Annotated in this window: 13 protein-coding genes; all 13 read right to left on the reverse strand. The window is 74.9% G+C overall.

Annotated elements, in window-relative coordinates:
- Nucleotides 1–43 precede the first annotated feature (43 nt).
- Complete coding sequence (gene ffh / locus FHE66_RS14395) at nucleotides 44–1621, reverse strand: signal recognition particle protein (protein ID WP_139073640.1); 1578 nt, start codon at nucleotides 1619–1621, stop codon at nucleotides 44–46.
- A 148-nt stretch (nucleotides 1622–1769) separates the two neighbouring features.
- Nucleotides 1770–3560 carry an HD domain-containing protein gene (locus FHE66_RS14400; protein WP_139073641.1) on the reverse strand — a complete coding sequence of 597 codons (1791 nt, stop codon included), beginning with the start codon at nucleotides 3558–3560 and terminating at the stop codon, nucleotides 1770–1772.
- 1 nt (nucleotide 3561) lies between these two features.
- Complete coding sequence (locus tag FHE66_RS14405; RefSeq protein WP_139073642.1) at nucleotides 3562–3900, reverse strand: P-II family nitrogen regulator; 339 nt, start codon at nucleotides 3898–3900, stop codon at nucleotides 3562–3564.
- Nucleotides 3897–5216: an ammonium transporter gene (locus FHE66_RS14410; protein ID WP_139073643.1), complete on the reverse strand. Its 1320-nt coding sequence runs from the start codon at nucleotides 5214–5216 to the stop codon at nucleotides 3897–3899. Before FHE66_RS14410 ends, FHE66_RS14405 begins: the two co-directional genes overlap by 4 nt.
- A gap of 158 nt (nucleotides 5217–5374) precedes the next feature.
- A complete protein-coding gene (gene ftsY / locus FHE66_RS14415) occupies nucleotides 5375–6538 on the reverse strand; it encodes a signal recognition particle-docking protein FtsY (RefSeq protein ID WP_139073644.1) in 1164 nt (387 codons plus the stop codon).
- A 127-nt stretch (nucleotides 6539–6665) separates the two neighbouring features.
- Nucleotides 6666–6992: a hypothetical protein gene (locus FHE66_RS14420; RefSeq protein WP_139073645.1), complete on the reverse strand. Its 327-nt coding sequence runs from the start codon at nucleotides 6990–6992 to the stop codon at nucleotides 6666–6668.
- Between the two features lie 44 nt (nucleotides 6993–7036).
- A complete protein-coding gene (gene smc, locus FHE66_RS14425) occupies nucleotides 7037–10597 on the reverse strand; it encodes a chromosome segregation protein SMC (protein WP_176554798.1) in 3561 nt (1186 codons plus the stop codon).
- Nucleotides 10598–10783: 186 nt separating this feature from the next.
- Nucleotides 10784–11218 carry a nucleoside-diphosphate kinase gene (gene ndk / locus FHE66_RS14430; RefSeq protein WP_139073646.1) on the reverse strand — a complete coding sequence of 145 codons (435 nt, stop codon included), beginning with the start codon at nucleotides 11216–11218 and terminating at the stop codon, nucleotides 10784–10786.
- Nucleotides 11219–11227: 9 nt separating this feature from the next.
- Nucleotides 11228–11650, reverse strand: coding sequence for a DUF4233 domain-containing protein (locus FHE66_RS14435; protein ID WP_139073647.1), 423 nt, complete (start codon nucleotides 11648–11650; stop codon nucleotides 11228–11230).
- A 10-nt stretch (nucleotides 11651–11660) separates the two neighbouring features.
- Nucleotides 11661–12461: an HAD-IIA family hydrolase gene (locus FHE66_RS14440; protein ID WP_139073648.1), complete on the reverse strand. Its 801-nt coding sequence runs from the start codon at nucleotides 12459–12461 to the stop codon at nucleotides 11661–11663.
- A 62-nt stretch (nucleotides 12462–12523) separates the two neighbouring features.
- On the reverse strand, nucleotides 12524–13204 hold the full coding sequence (gene dhaM, locus FHE66_RS14445; RefSeq protein WP_139073649.1) for a dihydroxyacetone kinase phosphoryl donor subunit DhaM: 681 nt from the start codon (nucleotides 13202–13204) through the stop codon (nucleotides 12524–12526).
- A complete protein-coding gene (gene dhaL, locus FHE66_RS14450; protein ID WP_139073650.1) occupies nucleotides 13201–13851 on the reverse strand; it encodes a dihydroxyacetone kinase subunit DhaL in 651 nt (216 codons plus the stop codon). The genes dhaM and dhaL overlap by 4 nt, the downstream gene beginning before the upstream one ends.
- A gap of 7 nt (nucleotides 13852–13858) precedes the next feature.
- The gene (gene dhaK, locus FHE66_RS14455) at nucleotides 13859–14860 is read right to left on the reverse strand and encodes a dihydroxyacetone kinase subunit DhaK (protein WP_139073651.1); all 1002 of its coding nucleotides are present in this window, start codon (nucleotides 14858–14860) and stop codon (nucleotides 13859–13861) included.
- Nucleotides 14861–15070 lie beyond the last annotated feature (210 nt).

Below are 15070 nucleotides of genomic sequence, written 5' to 3' on the forward strand. Positions count from 1 at the left end.
CCCGACGACGACCGTGCCGGTGAGGTGCAGCGGCCGTGCCACGTCAGCGCAGGTACTTCTGGAGCTGCTCGAGGTCCGGTACGGCGTCGGGCTCGCTCGCCGTCTGGCCGCCACCCAGCCCGAAGGCCGAGCCGGCCGGCGCCGACGGGCGCTCCTGGGCCTGGCGCGCGGCCTCGGCCTCCTGCTGCGCACGCTTCGCGGGGTTGCCCGACTTGCCCTTCTTGCCCTTCTTCGGCGGCGGGGCCATGCGTCCGCGCGACTTCTTGCCACCGCCCGGCAGGCCACCGGGACCGAAGCCGCCGCGCGGCAGCTTCCCGCCGGAGCGCGCCATCTGGCGCATCATCGTGCGCGCCTGCTCGAAGCGCTCCATGAGCTGGTTGACCTCGGTCACCGTGGTGCCCGAGCCGCGGGCGATGCGCGAGCGGCGCGAGCCGTTGAGGATCTTGGGGTTCGCGCGCTCCTGCGGGGTCATCGAGCGCACCATCGCCTCGATGCGGTCGACCTCGCGCTCGTCGAAGTTCTCCAGGGCCTCGCGCATCTGCCCGGCGCCCGGGAGCATCCCGAGCACCTTCTTCATCGAGCCCATCTTCTTCAGCTGCTGCATCTGGTCCAGGAAGTCCTGCAGCGTGAAGTCCTCGCCGCCGGCGACCTTGGCCGCCATGCGCTCGGCCTCGTCCTGGTCGAAGGCCCGCTCGGCCTGCTCGATGAGGGTGAGGACGTCACCCATGTCGAGGATGCGCGAGGCCATGCGGTCGGCGTGGAAGCGCTCGAAGTCGGTGAGCTTCTCACCGGTCGAGGCGAACAGGACCGGCCGGCCGGTGACCTTGGCGACCGACAGGGCGGCGCCACCACGGGCGTCGCCGTCGAGCTTGGTGAGGACGACGCCGGTGAAGTCGACGCCCTCGAGGAACGCCTGGGCGGTGGCCACGGCGTCCTGACCGATCATCGCGTCGAGGACGAAGAGGGTCTCGTCGGGCTGGACGGCCTCCTTGATGGCGGCGGCCTGGGCCATCATCTCGGCGTCGACGCCGAGGCGGCCCGCGGTGTCGACGATGAGGACGGAGTGGAGCTTGTCCTGCGCCTGGGCGAGGCCGGAGCGGGCGACGGCGACCGGGTCGCCGACGCCGTTGCCGGGCTCGGGCGCCCACACCGGCACCCCGGCCCGCTCCCCCACGACCTGGAGCTGGGTGACGGCGTTGGGGCGCTGGAGGTCGGCGGCGACGAGGAGCGGGGTCTGGCCCTGGTCCTTGAGCCACTTGGCGAGCTTCCCGGCGAGCGTCGTCTTACCGGCGCCCTGGAGGCCGGCGAGCATGATGACCGTCGGCGGGCGCTTGGCGAAGCGCAGGTCTCGCGCCTGGCCGCCGAGGATCTCGATGAGCTCGGCGTTGACGATCTTGACGATCTGCTGGCCCGGGTTGAGGGCCTTGGAGACCTCCTCGCCCAGCGCGCGCTCACGGACGGCGGCGGTGAACTCGCGCACCACCGGGAGGGCGACGTCGGCCTCGAGGAGGGCGCGCCGGATCTCGGAGACGGTGGTCGTGATGTCCTGCTCGGACAGCCGTCCCTTGCCGCGAAGGTTGCGGAAGGTGGCTGTCAGGCGGTCGGAGAGGCTGGCGAACAAGGAGGGTCCTCGCGTGCTCGATGGGGTGGTCTGTCTCCCAGGGTATCCGCCCTGCGGCCGGTTCAGCGGGCCGGGGCTCTACCTGGCGGCGAAGTCGGCCCTTGTCCGGCACTCCCGCGGAGCACCGCCGCGCCCGCCGCGGGCCGGGTCAGGCAGCCCCCGGGTCCCGCGCGACGGTCCCGCGCAGGCGCTCGGTGGCCGCTCCGACGAGCCGGGCGACCAGGCCCGCCCGCCACGGCGTCCAGGCGGTCGGCCCGGCGGCGGAGGCGTCGGCGGCCGTGAGCAGGTGCAGCGCCTCGAGCAGCGCGGGGTCGTGCCGGACGGCGTCGAGCAGCTCCTGCGCCACGGCCGGGTCGGCGACGTCGCGGGTGGTCGCGAGGTCGGCGAGCGTGAGGTGCTCCCGGACGAGGAGGACGACGGCCTCGCGCACCGCGGGGTCCACGCCGAGCCTCGCGAGCACGTCGGCGGCGCGCCGCGCGCCCTCCTCGGAGTGGTCGCCCGCCCCGGCCACCTTCCCGATGTCGTGGAGGATCGCGGCGAGGAGCACGGGCTCCTCGAGCGCGGGCGCCAGGTCACGGCGCTCACGCAGCAGCACGGCGGCGTTCGCAGCGGTCTCGACCAGGTGGCGGTCGACCGTGTGCCGGTGGACGGGGGCGCGCTGGGGGCGGTTGCGCACGTCGGCCCACTGCGGCACCCAGCGGGTGACGACCCCGGCGAGGTCGAGCGCCTCCCACACGGGCACCTGCGCCGGACCGGCGGCGAGCAGGGCGAGCAGGTCGGCGCGGGCCTCGGCGGGCCACGGCACCGGGGGCGCCGGTGCCCGGTCCAGGGCGGCGAGGGTCACCGGGGAGAGCGGCAGCCCGGTGCGCGCGGAGGCGGCGGCGGCCCGCAGGGTGAGCCCGCTGTCGCCCTCGAGGTCGACGTCCCCGGCGAGGACGAGCTCGCCGTCGTGCTCGGCGAGACCGGGCGCCACGAGCCGCAGTCGCGGCGGCACCCGCTGCCCTCGCACCGTGCGCGGGCCGCGCCAGCGGGGGGTGGTGCGCCGTAGCGCCTGGCGGGCCCGGCGGGTCGTGACGTCGAGCGCGGCGCTCACCACGCGGGCGGCCTGCGCGAGCTCGGTGAGCAGGGCGTCCGAGTCGGTCAGCCCGAGTCGGGCGGCGACGTCGGGAGCGTCGGCCCGCAGCAGCCGGTTCGTGCGGCGCCGGGAGACGAGGGCGACGGCGTCGCGGACGTCGAGGAGGAAGGCGGCGGCGTCGTCGACCTCCCCGTGCGGGCGGTCGGCGAGCCACGTCGCGGTGAGCGCGTCGAGGACGACGACGTCGCGCAGTCCGCCGCGGGCCTCCTTGAGGTCCGGCTCGATGAGGTAGGCGAGCTCGCCGTGGCGCTCCCCCCGCTCCCGCACCGAGGCGAGGAGCTCGGGCAGCCGCCGGCGGGCGGCGCCGCGCCAGTCGTCGAGCAGGGCACGGCGGGCGCGGGTGACGACGACGGGGTCGCCGGCGACGTGGCGGACGTCGAGCAGCCCGACCGCCGAGACGAGATCCTTGGAGGCCACCTGACGGCACCCGGCGAGACTGCGCACGGAGTGGTCGATGTCGAGCCCGGCGTCCCACATCGGGTACCACAGCGACTCGGCGAGGGGGGTGACGGCCGAGACGTCGTGCCGGCGGCCGTCGTGGACGAGGACGACGTCGAGGTCGCTCGTCGGCCCGGCGTCCCGGCGGCCCTGGGAGCCGACGACCGCGAGGGCGAGGCCGGTGTGGTCGGCGGGTGCCACCGCCTCCCAGAGGTCGCACAGCGCCGCGTCGACGAGCGCCGCCAGCTGCTCGCGGTAGCGGGCACCCGACACGCCGGCCCCGCCCGCCCCGGCAGGGGTGGGCGGGGCCAGCGCGAGCCGGGCCTCGCGCAGCGCGGCGACAGCGGCGGCGGAGGCCCGGCCCACGTCAGATCGCGACGACGCCGCGGTCGCCGGTACGCACCCGGACGACCTCCTCGACCGGCACGACCCACACCTTGCCGTCCCCGATCCGGCCCGTCTGGGCCGCGTGGACGATCGCGCCGCTCACCAGGGTGACGTCCTCGTCCTCGACGAGGACCTCGACGCGGATCTTGGGGACGAGGTCGACGGCGTACTCCGCGCCGCGGTAGACCTCGGTGTGCCCGTGCTGGCGGCCGTAGCCGCTCGCCTCGGAGACCGTCATGCCCTGGACGCCGACGCTGGTGAGCGCCTGCTTGACGTCGCCGAGCCGGTGGGGCTGGATCACTGCGGTGATGAGCTTCATGAGCCGACCTTCTCTTCGGTGCTGACGGGGGCGGAGGCGGCCACGCGCTGCGGGAGGCTGGTGGCCAGACCGCCGCCGAGGCCCTCGTAGGCCGACTCGCCGTGGACGGCGGAGTCGATCCCGCCGGCCTCGACCTCGTCGCTCACACGCCAGCCGAGGGTCGCCTTGAGAGCGAGGCCGATGACGAGGGTGACGACCCCCGAGAAGAGGATCGCGACGACGGCGATGATCACCTGGACGGCGAGGAGGTTGAGGCCGCCGCCGTAGAACAGGCCACCGTCGGTGGCGAGGAAGCCGATCATCACGGTGCCGACGAGACCGCCGACGAGGTGGACGCCGACGACGTCGAGGGAGTCGTCGAAGCCGAGGCGGTACTTGAGGGAGACGGCCATCGCGCACAGACCACCGGCGACGAGGCCGAGGGCGATGGAGCCGACCGGGCTGAGGGAGCCGGCGGCGGGGGTGATCGCGACGAGGCCCGCGACGATGCCGGAGGCGGCACCGAGGGAGGTGGCGTGCCCGTCACGCAGCTTCTCCACGACCAGCCAGCCGAGGATCGCGGCGGCGGTGCACGTCGTGGTGTTGACCCAGGCGAGACCGGCGAGGCCGTCTGCGGCGTAGGCGGAGCCGGCGTTGAAGCCGAACCAGCCGAACCACAGGAGGGCGGCGCCGAGCATGACGAAGGGGAGGTTGTGGGGGCGGCTGGGCTCACGGCCGAAGCCGCGACGCTTGCCCACGACGAGGGCCAGGACGAGGGCCGCGACACCCGCGTTGATGTGGACGACGGTGCCGCCCGCGAAGTCGATCGGGTCGGCGATGGAGGCGAAGGGGCCGTCCCCGCTGAGCAGGCCGCCGCCCCAGACCATGTGGGCCATCGGGAAGTAGGCCAGGGTGACCCACAGGCCGGCGAAGACCATCCAGGTGCCGAACTTCACGCGCTCGGCGAGCGCGCCGCTGATGAGGGCGGTGGTGATGATCGCGAACGTCACCTGGAAGCCGACGTCGACGATGACCGGCAGGCCGCCGTCCATGACGAACTCCCCGGCGTCGTCGAGGATCGCGCCCTGGAGGCCGAACATCTCCAGGGGGTTGGCGAAGATGCCGCCGATGCTCTCGCTGCCGTAGGACATCGACCAGCCCCACAGCACGTAGATCACGCCGATGACGCCCATCGCCCCGAAGGACATCATCATCATGTTCAGGACGGACTTGGACCGGGTCATGCCGCCGTAGAAGAACGCCAGACCTGGCGTCATGAGCAGCACGAGGGATGCCGATATCAGCATCCATGCGGTGGTACCGCTGTCGAGTTCCATAGGTGGTCCTCTCGCTCCCGGCTCTCGTGCGGCCGGCTGAGGGACACCCTCCTCGCGTGAGGTTTCACGTGTGCCGCCGCCACGTTTCACTCCCGTTACGGTCACGGCGGGCGTGTGACGGGCGTGTTACGGGGCGGCGGCGCAGCGCCCGGACGGGCTCAGCTGAGCAGCGCGTCGACGAACTCCTCGGGGACGAACGGGGCCAGGTCGTCGGCCCCCTCCCCCAGTCCGACGAGCTTGACCGGCACCCCCAGCTCACGCTGGACGGCGATGACGATGCCGCCCTTGGCGGTGCCGTCGAGCTTGGTGAGAACGATTCCGGTGACGTCGACGACGTCGGCGAAGACCTGCGCCTGGCGCAGCCCGTTCTGGCCGGTCGTCGCGTCGAGCACGAGGAGGACCTCGCTCACCGGCGCCTGCCGGGAGATGACGCGCTTGATCTTGCCGAGCTCACCCATGAGGTCGGCCTTGTTCTGCAGCCGGCCCGCGGTGTCGACGACGACGACGTCCGCGCCGCTCTCCCGGCCGGCGCGCACGGCGTCGAACGCGACGGCGGCCGGGTCGGCGCCCTCGCGGTCCGAGCGCACCGTCCGGACGCCGACGCGCTCGCCCCAGGTCTGCAGCTGGTCGGCAGCCGCGGCGCGGAAGGTGTCGGCGGCGCCGAGGACGACGTCGAGGTCCTCCGCGACGAGGACGCGGGCGAGCTTGCCGACCGTCGTCGTCTTGCCGGTGCCGTTGACGCCGACGACGAGGACGGTCGCGGGGTGCGGCTCGCCGTCGTCGCCCACGCCCTTGGCGGTGTGCAGCGAGCGGTCCATCGTCGGGTCGACGAGCTGGACGAGCTCCTCGCGCAGGATGTCGCGGACGGTGGCAGTGTCCTTGCTGCCGAGCACCTGCACGCGGGTGCGCAGGCGGTCCATGAGCTCGGTCGTCGGGCCGATGCCGACGTCGGCGAGCAGGAGCGTCTCCTCGATCTCCTCCCAGTCCTCCTCGGTGAGGGTCTCGCGGGACAGGACCGAGAGGATCGACCGGCCGATGGTGCCGGAGCGGGACAGACGCTCACGCAGCCGCACCATGCGGCCAGCGACGGGCGCGGGACGCTCGGTGGTGACCGCGGGCGCCTCGGGGGCCGGCGCGTCGGTCGCGGGCGGCCGCTCGAGGGTCGCGGTGTCCTGCGGCTCCTCGGTGAGGACGCCGCTCTCGGCGCGCTCCTCCGGCAGGCTCGGTGGGCGCCGGCGGCGCAGGCCCGAGGTGAGGGCCGCCCCTCCGGCGACGAGGACGACGAGGACGACGGCGAGGATGGCCCACAGCTGATCGGTCACAGCAGACCAGTCTGGACCACGACCGGCGGCCGGGGCCACCGGGCGTGCTCGAACCGGCGCGCCTCGCGGCACGTCGGCGCCTTGCCGGGGGCGGGCGCGGCGGCGTCCTGCCGGGGCCGGGCGAGGGTCAGGCGCGCGCCTCGCCGGGCTCGCCGAGCTCGGGGGCGCGCTCCCGCAGGTCGCGCAGCCGGGCGGCGAGCTTGGTCGTGCCGAGCTCCTCGGGGGTGGTGTAGGCGTGACCAGGCTCACTCATGAGGTAGAGGGTGCCCAGGCCGCCGGCGTCGTCCTCGTCGACCTCGTCGGTCCACTCGATCTCGTCGGTGCGCCAGGCGCGCACGGACTCGCGCACCCACGCGACCCAGCCGCCCTCCGGCTTGTTGGCCGAGAGCACGGCGACGAAGACGAGCACCGCGCACAGTGCCGCCAGGATGGTCACCAGGATCGCCCCCGTCATGGCTTCATTATCACCCAGGCTCCGACGGTTCGTGCCACCGGGAGTCACACGGTGGCGTGTCGGTCCTCGTCGGCGAGCCGCTGGCTGATGACGGTCGTCACACCGTCCCCACGCATCGTCACGCCGTAGAGGGCGTCGGCGATCTCCATCGTGCGCTTCTGGTGGGTGATGACGATGAGCTGGGAGTCCTCGCGCAGCTCGGTGAAGATCTCCAGCAGGCGCCCGAGGTTGGTGTCGTCCAGCGCCGCCTCGACCTCGTCCATGACGTAGAACGGGCTGGGCCGGGCCTTGAAGATCGCCACGAGGAGGGCGACCGCGGTGAGTGAGCGCTCGCCGCCGGACAGGAGCGAGAGCCGCTTGACCTTCTTGCCCGGCGGGCGCGCCTCGATCTCGATGCCGGTCCTGAGCATGTCCTCGGGGTCGGTGAGCGTGAGCCGCCCCTCCCCGCCGGGGAAGAGCCGGGAGAAGACGTCCTCGAACGCGGCGGCCGTGTCGGCGTACGCCTCGGTGAACACGCGCTCGACGCGCTCGTCGATCTCCTTGACGATCTCCAGGAGGTCGGCGCGGGACTTCTTGAGGTCGGCGAGCTGCTCGGTGAGGAAGCGGTGCCGCTCGGCGAGGGCCGCGTGCTCCTCGAGGGCGAGCGGGTTGACCTTGCCGAGCCGGGCGAGGTCGCGCTCGGCGAGCCGGCGGCGCTTCTCCTGCTCCTCGCGGACGTAGGGCACGGGGTCGCGCGGCTCCTCGCCGTCGGGCACGACGACGGGCACCGGCTGGTGCGGCCCGTACTCCTCGACGAGGACCTCGGGGTCGATGCCGAGGTCGCTCACCGCGCGCTCCTCGAGCTGGCTGATGCGCAGCCGCTGCTCGGCGCGGGCGACCTCGTCGCGGTGGACGGCGTCGGTGAGCCGGGCGAGGTCCGCCGTGGCCTCCTCGAGCCGCGCGCGCACCTGGCCGATCTCGGCCTCGCGCTCGGCCCGGGCGGCCTCGGCCTCCTCGCGGGCGTCGGCGGCCGCGGCGAGGGAGCGCTCGGCGGCGGCCAGCGCCTGCTCGGCGCCGGCGCGCACGAGCGCCGCGGTCTCGGCCTGGCGGGCGCGGCGGCGTTCCCGCTCCGCCGCCTTGCGGCGGGCGACACGCTCGGCCTCGGCGGCGCGCTCGAGGGAGGCTGCACGGCCGGACAGCGCGCCCGCCCGTTCCTCCACGGTGCGCAGCGCGAGGCGCGCCTCGGTCTCCGCGGCACGGGCGGTGCGGGCGGCCTGGGCGGCGCGGTCCCGCTCGGCGGTGGCGGTGGTGAGGTCGTCCTCGGTGCGCTCGGGCTCCTGCTGGGCGACGGCGAGCCGGGCGACGAGCTCGGCGAGCTCCCGCTCGTGCTCCTCCCCCTTGGCGACGAGCTGGGCGATGGCGGGGCGGATCCGGTCGGCCTCGGCCTCGGCCGAGCGGGCGACCGACCCGAGCCGGCCGAGCTGCTCGGCGACGCCGGCGAGGCGGGCGTCCGAGGCGTGGAGGGCGGCGAGGGTCGCCTCGACCTCCTCCTGGGCGCGGGCGACCCGGTCGCGGGCGCCGACGAGCGCGAAGCGGGCCTGCTCGGCGCGGGCGGTGGCGGCGTCGACCTCCGCGGCGGCCTCCTCGTGGGCGGCGTGCAGCTCCAGGACGCTCGGCCCGCCCGGCGTCCCGCCGCCGGCGGAGACGCGGGACAGGAGGTCGCCGTCGCGGGTGACGGCGAGGACGTCGGCGGCTGCCACGGCCGCGCGGGCCGCGGCGAGGTCCTCGACGACGACGGCGCCTGCGAGGAGCGTGCGCACCGCCCCGGCGACCTCCTCGGAGGCGGTGACGACGTCGCGCAGCCAGCGTGCACCCGCGGGAGGTGCGGCGTCCTCACCGGTGGGCGCGGCCGCCCCGGCGACGACGAGCCGGACCTGGCCGAGGTCCTCGTCGCGGGCGCGCCGGATGGCGTCGACGGCGACGTCGGTCGACTCGACGACCGCCGCGTCGGTGTGCGCGGCGAGGACGGCGGCGACGGCGGTCTCGTACCCGTGCTCGACGCCGAGCGCGTCCGGCAGCGAGCCGCGCAGGCCGGGGAGGCGGTCGGTGGCGGCGAGGAGCGCCCCGGTGCCGTCCTTGCGGGTGAGCGAGAGCTCGAGGGTGTCGCGGCGGGTCTGCCAGGTGCGCCGCTCGCCGTCGGCGGCGCGCTCCTCCTCCTCCAGGGCGCGGACGGCGGCCTCGGCGGCGTCGAGCTCCTCGACGGCCTCCTCGTGCGCCTCGTCGAGCCCCTCCTCGCCCTCCTCTGCGCCCGCGACCTGCTGCTCCAGCAGGGTGAAGTCGGCCTGCGCCTGGCGCACGCGCTCCTCGGCCTCGGCGAGGTTGGCGCGCAGGCGGCCGAGCTCGGACTGGGCAGCCTCGGCGGCGCTGCGCCGGGCGGCCACCTGGCCGGTGAGGCGGGCCAGGCCCTCGCGGCGGTCGGCGACGCCGCGGTGGACGGCGGCCAGCCCGCGCTCCGCCTCGCGCTCGGTCTCCTCGGCCTGCGTGCGCTCGGCGACGAGTGCCTCGAGCGCGGCGCGGGCGGCCTCCACCTCGGCGGCGAGCGCCTGCTCCTCCTCGCGGGCGCGGGCGGCGCGGGCGTCGAGCTCCTCGGGGTCGGTGCCGCGGTGCTCCTGGGCGGGCGTGCCGAGCAGGCGGCTGCGCTCGGCAGCGAGGGAGTGCAGGCCGCGCAGCCGCTCGCGCAGGCCGGACAGGGAGTGCCAGGTGTCGGTGGCCTCGCGCAGCCGGGGCGCCGCGGCGGCGGCGTCGGACTCCAGGGCGGCGAGCCGGGCGCGGGCGGCGTCGGCGGCGCCCTCGACGGCGGCGCGGCGCTCGCGCAGCGCCGTCTCGTCGGCGATCTCCCGCTGGAGGGTGGCGGTGAGCTGGACGAGGTCGTCGGCGAGCAGCCGGGCGCTGGAGTCGCGCAGGTCGGCCTGGATGACCTGGGCGCGGCGTGCGACGTCGGCCTGCCGGGCGAGCGGGCCGAGCTGGCGGCGGATCTCGGTGGTGAGGTCGTTGACGCGGTCGACGTTGGCGCGCATCGCCTCGAGCTTGCGCAGCGCCTTCTCCTTGCGGCGGCGGTGCTTGAGGACGCCGGCGGCCTCCTCGATGAAGCCGCGCCGCTCCTCGGGGCCGGCGGACAGCACGGCGTCCAGCTGCCCCTGCCCGACGATGACGTGCATCTCGCGGCCCATGCCGGTGTCCGAGAGCAGCTCCTGGATGTCCAGGAGACGGCAGGACTCCCCGTTGATCGCGTACTCCGAGCCGCCGCCCCGGAAGAGCGTGCGGGAGATCGTCACCTCGCTGTAGTCGATCGGCAGCAGCCCGTCGGAGTTGTCGATCGTCAGGGAGACCTCGGCGCGGCCGAGCGGGGCGCGGTTGGACGTCCCGGCGAAGATGACGTCGGACATCGAGCCGCCGCGCAGCGACTTCGCGCCCTGCTCGCCCATGACCCAGGCGAGGGCGTCGACGACGTTCGACTTGCCCGAGCCGTTGGGCCCCACGACGCACGTGATGCCCGGCTCGAGGTGCAGGGTCGTCGCCGAGGCGAAGGACTTGAACCCCCGCAGCGTCAGCGTCTTGAGATGCACGGGGGCAGCCTAACGGCACAGTGCCGCGGTTCTGCGTCGCCCACCCGCCGTCTTCCTCACCGTTTCGCGCCCGCCCCCACAACGCCGCTCGCCTCGTCCCTCCCCCCCTCGCCCGGGGCGAGGGGTGAGTCGGGAGGACGAGGCGAGCAGGTGCGTGCGGGCCGGTGCGCCCGCGTCCGCGGCTGGTCAGAGGGCGGGGAACCAGAGCCCGATCTCGCGGGCGGCGGACTCCGGGGAGTCCGAGCCGTGCACGAGGTTCTGGATCACCTGGGTCTCCCACGCGCGAGCGAGGTCGCCGCGGATGGTGCCGGGGGCGGCCGTCGTCGGCTCGGTGGTGCCGGCCAGGGAGCGGAAGCCCTCGATGACGCGCACGCCCTCGACGACGGCGGCGACGAGGGGCCCGGAGCCCATGAACTCCACGAGCGGCTCGAAGTGGGGGCGGCCGCGGTGCTCGGCGTAGTGCTCCCCGAGGAGCTCGGCGTCGGCGCTGCGCATCTCGAGCGCGACGATGCGGTAGCCCTTGGCCTCGATGCGGCGCAGCACCTCCCCGACGAGGGAGCGCTGGACGCCGTCGGGCTTGATGAGGACGAGGGTGCGTTCGGTGGTCTGGGTGGAAGTCACGGGGCGACCCTACCTGGCGGGAGGCGCGTCCCCGGTGACGGCCGGGCCCTCACCCGCGCGCGCCTGGTACTCGCGCTCCTCGCGCTCGCGCACCACCCGCTCGGCGTCGATCTGGCTGCCGACGCGCAGCGACACGAGCCACAGCACGGCGAAGACGGCGCCCACGATGAACATCATCGGCACGACGACACCGGTGGCGAGGAGCGCGACCTGGAGCATGGAGCCGAGCACGTACCCGGCCACGCCGCGGCGCACGAGCGCGCCGGCCACCAGCGCCCACAGGGCGAGCACGCCGCCGCCGACGAGCAGGACCGGCACGGAGGTCAGGCGCAGGCCGTAGACGACCAGTCCGGCGAAGAGGACGACGAACGCCTCGCTGATCAGGAGGGTGGCGGCGAAGAGCGCGCGGGCGCTGCGGGTGGGACGACTCATCGCCACGATCCTACTGAGCCGGGGAGAGCTCGCCGACGAGCGGGACGACGTCGGCGATGGAGTCCATCACGCGCGTGGGCACGTAGGGGAAGCGGTCGACCTGCTCGGGCTTGGTGGAGCCGCTGAGGACGAGGATCGTGCGCATGCCGGCCTCGAGGCCGGAGACGACGTCGGTGTCCATCCGGTCCCCGATCATCACCGTGGACTCGGAGTGCGCGTCGATCCGGTTGAGCGCGCTGCGCATCATGAGCGGGTTGGGCTTGCCGACGAAGTAGGGCGCGACGCCGGTGGCGCGGGTGATGAGCGCGGCGACGGCGCCGGTGGCCGGCAGGGTGCCCTCGGCCGAGGGGCCCGAGGGGTCGGGGTTCGTCGCGATGAAGCGCGCCCCCTTCTCGATGAGCCGGATCGCGCGGGTGATCGCCTCGAAGGAGTAGGTCCGCGTCTCGCCGAGGACGACGTAGTCCGGGTCGACGTCGGTCATCGTGTAGCCGACCTCGTGCAGCGCCGTCGTCAGCCCCGCCTCCCCGACGACGTAGGCGCTGCCGCCGTGGCGCTGCCCGTCGAGGAACTGGGCCGCCGCCATCGCGGAGGTCCAGATCGCCTCCTCGGGCACGTCGATGCCGCCGGCCCGCAGCCGCGCGCACAGGTCACGCGGCGTGTAGATCGAGTTGTTGGTCAGGACGAGGAAGCGCCGACCCGAGGTCATGAGCGCCTCGATGAACTCGGCGGCGCCCGGCAGGGCGCGGTGCTCGTGGACGAGGACCCCGTCCATGTCGGTGAGCCAGCTCTCGACGTGCTTCATCTCGCTCATGGACACATCGTGCCGCACCGCGGCACACCGGAGGTCCCGGTCTCACCCAGGGGGACCCGGACCTACGTCTCGCCGAAGCCGTCCTCGACGACCTGGGCGACGGCGTCGAGCGCGAGCTCGGCCTGGGGCCCGGTCGCCCGGACGGTGAGCTGCGCGCCGCCCGGCAGGCCCAGCCCGATGAGGGCGAGCACGCTCGCCCCGTCGACCCCGTTGACCTCGACGTGGGCGTCGAACCCGGAGACGAGCCGGGCGAGGGTCGCGGCCGGGCGCGCGTGCAGGCCGAGGGAGTTGCGCAGGACGAGCACCCGCTCGAGGACCTCCTCCCCCGGCTCGGACGCGGTGGTCTCGGTCGGGTGCGCGCCGGGGAAGGACGCCGCCGCGGCCTCGGCCGCGCGGGCCACCGCCTCGGCCCCGGCCCCGCCCTGGGCGGCGACGGCAGCCGCCACCGCACCCTCGACGAGCGGGGCGTCGGCGAGCACGACGTCGTCGCCCCCGACGAGCTCGAGGACCGACTCGGCGGTCATCGTCGCCGAGCCGAGGTCGGTGATGACGACGACGCCGTCCTCACCCTCGGTGAGCTCCTCCAGCGCGCTGGCGACCTTGTCGAAGCTCGTGCCGATGCGACCGTCGACCGTGCCGCCCGCGGCGCGGAGCACGACGTCGGGCGCCATCTGCTCGGCGACCTCGCACACCCCCCGGGCGAGCTGGGCCGAGTGGGACACGACGAGGATCGCCGTCGTCATGACGACTCCTGGTCCCCCGCCGCGGCGTCTGCGGCGGCCCGCAGGACGAGCGCGCTCGACTGCGCGCCCGGGTCGCGGTGACCGGCGGACCGGTCACCGAGGTAGCTGGCCCGCCCCTTGCGGGCGACGAGCGGCTCGGTGGCCCGGGCCCCCTCCTCCGCGGCCTGCGCGGCGGCCTCGAGGGCGGCGCGCGCCGAGCCCCCGACCTCGGCCACCGAGCGCGCGGCCGCGGCGGCCGGGGCGAGCGCGTCGACCATGGTCTTGTCCCCGGTGGTCGCCTTGCCGCGGGCCTGGACGCCCTCGACGGCCGCCGTGAGCATGGCGGCGACCCCGCCGGCGTCGAGCGGGCCCTGCCCCGCCGCCGTCGCCGCGCGGAGGAAGGCGGTGCCGTAGAGCGGCCCGGCGGCCCCGCCCACCGTCGACATGAGCGTCGTGGCGATGAGCTTGAACACCGCGGCTGGGCTGTCCGGCGTCGCGTCGGCGAGCTTGGCGGTCACCGCGGTGAACCCGCGGTCGAGGTTGTCGCCGTGGTCGCCGTCGCCGATCTCCCGGTCGAGCTCCATGAGCGCGATGCGGTTCTCGGCGACCGAGCTCTGCGCGAGCTCGGCCCAGCGCACCGCCCAGGCGGTGTCGAGTGTGTCGTCCATCTCGTCCTCACATTCCCTGACGCAGTGCCACCGTAAGCGCCGGAGCGTCCCACAGCGAGACGAGCTCCTCGTCCAGCGGCATGACGCTGATGCTCGCGCCCGCCATGTCCAGGGAGGTGACGTAGCTGCCGACGAGCGAGCGCACGACCGTCGCGCCGCGGGCCTCGAGGATCCGCCGGGCGGCGCCGTAGAGGATGTACAGCTCGAGCGACGGGGTGGCGCCCATGCCGTTGACGAGGAGGAGGACGTCCTTGCCGTCGACCCCGCCGAGGTCGGAGAGGACCGGCTCGAGGAGGAGCTCGGCGGTCTCGTCGGCGGACACGGCCTTGACGCGGCGGCGGCCCGGCTCGCCGTGGATGCCGATGCCGACCTCGACCTCGTCGTCCTCGAGGTCGAAGGAGGGCCGGCCGGCGGCGGGGACGGTGGGGGCGCTCAGCGCGATGCCCATGGTGCGCACGGCCGCGGCGGTGCGCTCGGCGACGGCGACGACGGCGTCGAGGTCGTCACCGCGCTCGGCGGCCGCCCCGGCGATCTTCTCCACGACGAGCGTGCCGGCGACGCCGCGACGGCCCGCCGTCCACGTCGAGTCCTCGACGGCGACGTCGTCGGCGACGAGGACGCTGCGCACCGAGAGCCCCTCGGCCTCACCGAGCTCGGCCGCGACCTCGAAGTTGAGGACGTCCCCGGTGTAGTTCTTGACGATCTGGACCACGCCCGCCCCACTGTCGGCGGCCTGCATGGCGGCGAGGATCGGCTCGGGGCTGGGCGAGGTGAAGACGGCGCCGGGGACGGCGGCGTCGAGCATGCCGACGCCGACGAAGCCGGCGTGGAGCGGCTCGTGGCCACTCCCCCCGCCGGACACGAGGCCGACCTTGCCGGGGACGGCGCCGCCGGCGCGCGAGACGAAGAGCGGGTCCTGGCTGGCGGTGAGGATGTCGGAGTGCGCGGCCACGAGGCCGGCGACGGACTGGGTGACGACGTCACCCGGGTCGTTGATGAGCTTCTTCACAGCGGTCTCCCTCGTCGTCGTGGGACGGTGCGGCCGCCGCCCGCACACTCGTGCGACCCGGCGTCCCCGCCTGTGTCCACACCGTACCCGCCGCGCCCCCGCACCGGCAGGCCCAGCACTCCCGCATTCGTGCCCTCCATCCCGTCCCCCTCCCCCTTCCGCCGAGCGCTGGATCGTGCACGCGCGGGGCGTGCGGGATCCAGCGCTCGG

The organism is Georgenia sp. 311 (assembly GCF_006151955.1).
GTDB classification, from domain to species: Bacteria; Actinomycetota; Actinomycetes; order Actinomycetales; family Actinomycetaceae; genus Oceanitalea; species Oceanitalea wutianyii.

Bases quoted from the DNA above. Each gene is read 5' to 3' on its own strand.
- FHE66_RS14435 (WP_139073647.1), bottom strand. From the start codon at position 11,650: ATGAGTCGTCCCACCCGCAGCGCCCGCGCGCTCTTCGCCGCCACCCTC.
- FHE66_RS14420 (WP_139073645.1), bottom strand. From the start codon at position 6,992: ATGACGGGGGCGATCCTGGTGACCATCCTGGCGGCACTGTGCGCGGTG.
- FHE66_RS14405 (WP_139073642.1), bottom strand. From the start codon at position 3,900: ATGAAGCTCATCACCGCAGTGATCCAGCCCCACCGGCTCGGCGACGTC.
- FHE66_RS14410 (WP_139073643.1), bottom strand. From the start codon at position 5,216: ATGGAACTCGACAGCGGTACCACCGCATGGATGCTGATATCGGCATCC.
- dhaM (WP_139073649.1), bottom strand. From the start codon at position 13,204: ATGACGACGGCGATCCTCGTCGTGTCCCACTCGGCCCAGCTCGCCCGG.
- dhaL (WP_139073650.1), bottom strand. From the start codon at position 13,851: ATGGACGACACACTCGACACCGCCTGGGCGGTGCGCTGGGCCGAGCTC.
- FHE66_RS14440 (WP_139073648.1), bottom strand. From the start codon at position 12,461: ATGAGCGAGATGAAGCACGTCGAGAGCTGGCTCACCGACATGGACGGG.